The sequence below is a fragment of the Aeromicrobium sp. genome, assembly GCF_036676885.1.
GTDB lineage: Bacteria > Actinomycetota > Actinomycetes > Propionibacteriales > Nocardioidaceae > Aeromicrobium.
In genome coordinates, this window is sequence record NZ_JAKFCB010000233.1 from 1 (window position 1) to 3,383 (window position 3,383).

The 3,383-nt window shown below is 71.1% G+C and carries 4 protein-coding genes; 3 read left to right on the top strand and 1 reads right to left on the bottom strand.

Annotated features, from left to right (window positions below):
- On the top strand, positions 1-457 hold a 457-nt coding region (locus V6M46_RS10315; protein WP_332664513.1), incomplete at its 5' end, for a cation transporter.
- A gap of 34 nt (positions 458-491) precedes the next feature.
- On the opposite strand, the gene V6M46_RS10320 is transcribed toward V6M46_RS10315, so the two are convergent.
- The gene (locus V6M46_RS10320; RefSeq protein ID WP_332664516.1) at positions 492-839 is read right to left on the bottom strand and encodes an ArsR/SmtB family transcription factor; all 348 of its coding nucleotides are present in this window, start codon (positions 837-839) and stop codon (positions 492-494) included.
- Between the two features lie 97 nt (positions 840-936).
- Between V6M46_RS10320 and V6M46_RS10325 the strand changes: the two genes are divergently transcribed.
- Positions 937-2,274, top strand: coding sequence for an NAD(P)-binding domain-containing protein (locus V6M46_RS10325; protein ID WP_332664519.1), 1,338 nt, complete (start codon positions 937-939; stop codon positions 2,272-2,274).
- A gap of 47 nt (positions 2,275-2,321) precedes the next feature.
- Positions 2,322-3,383 (top strand): MFS transporter (locus tag V6M46_RS10330; RefSeq protein WP_332664522.1); only part of this gene is annotated, 1,062 nt, incomplete at its 3' end.

Sequence of the window (3,383 nt, forward strand, 5' to 3'; positions counted from 1 at the left end):
GCAGTTCTCCCACCGGATCCCCGAGTCCCGCGAGCGCCAGGCGCTCCGGCTGCTCGCGGTCTCGTTCTTCGCCCTGGCGGCGTACGTCGGGTTCGAGTCGGCACGAGCTCTGCTCACCGGCGCAGAGGCGGACCACTCGCGCGTCGGCATCGGTCTGGCGATCGCCTCGCTGATCATCATGCCGTTCATCTCGTACGCCCAGCGGCGCACGGGGCGGGCCCTCGGGTCGAATGCGGTCTATGCGGACGGCACTCAGACCCTGCTCTGCACGTACCTGTCGGCCGTCCTGCTGGTCGGCCTTGTGCTCAACGCGACGCTCGGCTGGGCATGGGCCGACCCGGTCGCCGGCCTGGTGATCGCCGCGGTCGCGGTCCGCGAAGGCCTCGAAGCCTGGCGTGGCGAGGGCTGCTGCGCGCCGACCGCCTCCCAGGGCTGCTCGGACGGCTGCTGCGGCTAGACCCGATTCCTCGATCGTGTCGGCCGTGGAGTGATCAGACCCGCAGCGTGTCGGCCAGCATCGGCAGCGCGCCGGGCACCAGCGCGTAGTAGGACCACGTGCCCCGCTTCGTACGCGTCAACAGCCCCGCGTCCACCAGGATCTTGAGGTGGTGTGACACCGTCGGCTGTGACAGGTCGAGGGGCTCGTTGAGGTCGCAGACACACGCCTCGCCACCCTCGTGCGCGGCGACGAGCGACAGGAGTCGCAGCCGGGTCGGATCGCCGATCGCCTTGAACCTCGCCGCGAGGGCGGTGGCCTCCTCGGCGCTCATGGCTCCGCCGGTGATGGGGGAGCAGCACGCGGTGGCGGCGGACTCGAGCACGGTGAGCTGGGTGGGCATGAGCCAAGCATACGCCTTTCATTGACATTCATCTATGAACGGGTACAGTCGCATTCATCGAAACTTTTGAATGAACCAAAACGCCCAGGAGATACGCATGCAGAACCCAGAGCTCCCTGTCGTCGTGATCGGCGCCGGACCGGCCGGCCTCGCGGCTGCCGCCCAGCTGCACAGCCGCGAGGTCCCGTTCCTCGTGCTCGAGGCCGGCGAGGTTGCCGGTGCAGCGGTTCGCGAGTGGTCGCACGTACGCCTGTTCTCCCCGTGGTCCGAGCTCATCGACCCGGCCGCCGCGGAGCTGCTCGAGAACAACGGCTGGACGAGCCCCAACCGCGACCGCTACCCCACGGGCGGCACCTGGGCCGACGACTACCTCCAGCCGCTCGCTGACGCCCTGGGCGACGCCGTGCGCTTCGGGACGAAGGTCGTCGGTGTCGCGAAGCGCGGCCGCGACCGCCTCGTCGACTCCGGCCGTGAGGACGAGATCTTCACCGTGCACGTCGAGACGGCAGCAGGCGAAGAGCTGATCGCCGCGAGGGCCGTCATCGACGCCTCCGGCACCTGGACCGGCCCCAACCCGCTCGGCGGCGACGGGTTGCCGGCGCTCGGCGAACGCGCCGCCGCGGACCGCATCACGTACCGGATCCCGGACCTCACCGACCCCATCACCCGCGAGCGGTATGCCGGTCGCCACGTCGTCGTCGCCGGCACCGGAGCCTCCGCCAAGGGAGCGCTCATCGGGCTGGTCGCGCTGGCGGAGGAGGACCCGTCGACCCGCATCTCCTGGCTGGTCCGGCGGGCCAGCGTCGGGGCCGCGTTCGAGGGCAGTGAGGACGACGAGCTCGCCGAGCGCGGCGCGCTGGGTCGCCGGGCGAAGGAGGCCGTGGCATCCGGCCCCGTCCGTACGCTCAACAGCTTCCGCACGGCTTCGGTCGAGCGTTCCGCCGATGGCACCCTGACGCTGACCTCGATGGACGGCCAGGTCCTCGACGGCGTCGACGAGGTCATCGCGCTGACGGGCTTCCGCCCCGACCTGTCGATGCTGTCCGAGATCCGGCTCGACCTCGACCCCGTGCTCGACGCGCCCCGCCAGCTCGCGCCGCTGATCGACCCCAACGTGCACTCGTGCGGCACGGTCTACCCGCACGGCGCCAAGGAGCTCGCGCAGCCCGAGTCCGGCTTCTACCTCGTGGGCATGAAGTCGTACGGGCGGGCGACCTCGTTCCTGACGCTCACCGGGTTCGAGCAGACCCGATCGGTCGTCGCCGAGATCGCCGGCGACCACGAGTCCGCCGCCCGGGTCGAGCTGATCCTGCCCGAGACCGGGGTCTGCGGCGGTTCCGGGGTGTTCGACGACGAGGCGGCCACGGGCGGTGGTTGCTGCGGCGCCACAGCGGAGCCCGAGCTCATCACCCTCGGGACCCGCGCCTCCTCGTGACGGAGCCGAGCCGGCCCGGGACCCTTGACGGTCCCGGGCTGCGCCGTGTGGTCTGGGTCCTGTCGATCACGGTCATCACCAGCTATGGCGTGCTCTACTACACGTTCGCCGTGCTGTTGTCCTCGATCGTCGGCGACACGGGGTGGAGCGCGGTCGAGCTCACGGCCGCGTTCTCGGCCAGCCAGGTCGTCTCCGGCATCGTCGGCGTCGTGCTCGGCAAGCGGCTGGACCGCTACGGTCCGCGGGTCATCATGACGGCGGGTTCGGCGGTCTCCGTCGTCGGCCTGCTCGCGATTGCCGCCGCGCAGTCGTACGCCTGGTTCTTCGGCGCGTGGATCGTCACCGGCATCGGCATGGCCGGTGTCCTCTACCCCTCCGCCTTCGCCGCCCTGACCCGTTGGGGCGGGAGCCGGCGAGTCGCCGCCCTCACGACTCTCACGCTCGTCGCCGGCCTGGCCAGCACGATCTTCGCGCCGCTCGCCGCCGGTCTCGAGGCGCTCACGGACTGGCGGACCACGTACGTCGTCATGGCGGTGATCCTCGGCGCCGTGACGATCCCGTTGCACTGGCGCGGCCTCGACCTGCCGTGGACGGGGCACGCCTCCGCCGACGAGGTCTCGGCCTCAGACGGTGCCGTACGTACGCGCGCGTTCCTCGTCCTGCTGCTGACCTCGGCTGCCGCTGCCTTCGTCGTGTACGCCGTCGTCGTCAACCTGGTCCCGCTGCTCGTCGAGCGCGGCTTCAGCTCGACCGAGGCCGCGATCGGCCTGGGCATCGGCGGCATCGGCCAGGTGGCCGGCCGCCTCGGGTATGCCCGCCTCGCCGCGGCCACCAGCCCGGTGTCCCGGGCGTCGATCGTGATCGCCTCCGTCAGCATCACGACGGCGATGCTCGCTGTCGCCCCGACGGAGGCCTGGCTCCTCTTCACCGTGTCGGTGCTGGTGGGCGTGTCACGAGGCCTCTACACGCTGATCCAGGCGACCGCAGTCAGTGACCGCTGGGGGACCGCCCGCTACGGGCACCTGAGTGCGATCCTCTCGGCGCCCATCCTGCTGGCATCTGCCATCGCGCCCTTCGCCGGTGCCGTCCTGGCGACTGCCACCGGCAGC

Coding starts and splice junctions, on each gene's coding strand:
- V6M46_RS10325 (WP_332664519.1), top strand. CDS start 937: ATGCAGAACCCAGAGCTCCCTGTCGTCGTGATCGGCGCCGGACCGGCC.
- V6M46_RS10320 (WP_332664516.1), bottom strand. CDS start 839: ATGCCCACCCAGCTCACCGTGCTCGAGTCCGCCGCCACCGCGTGCTGC.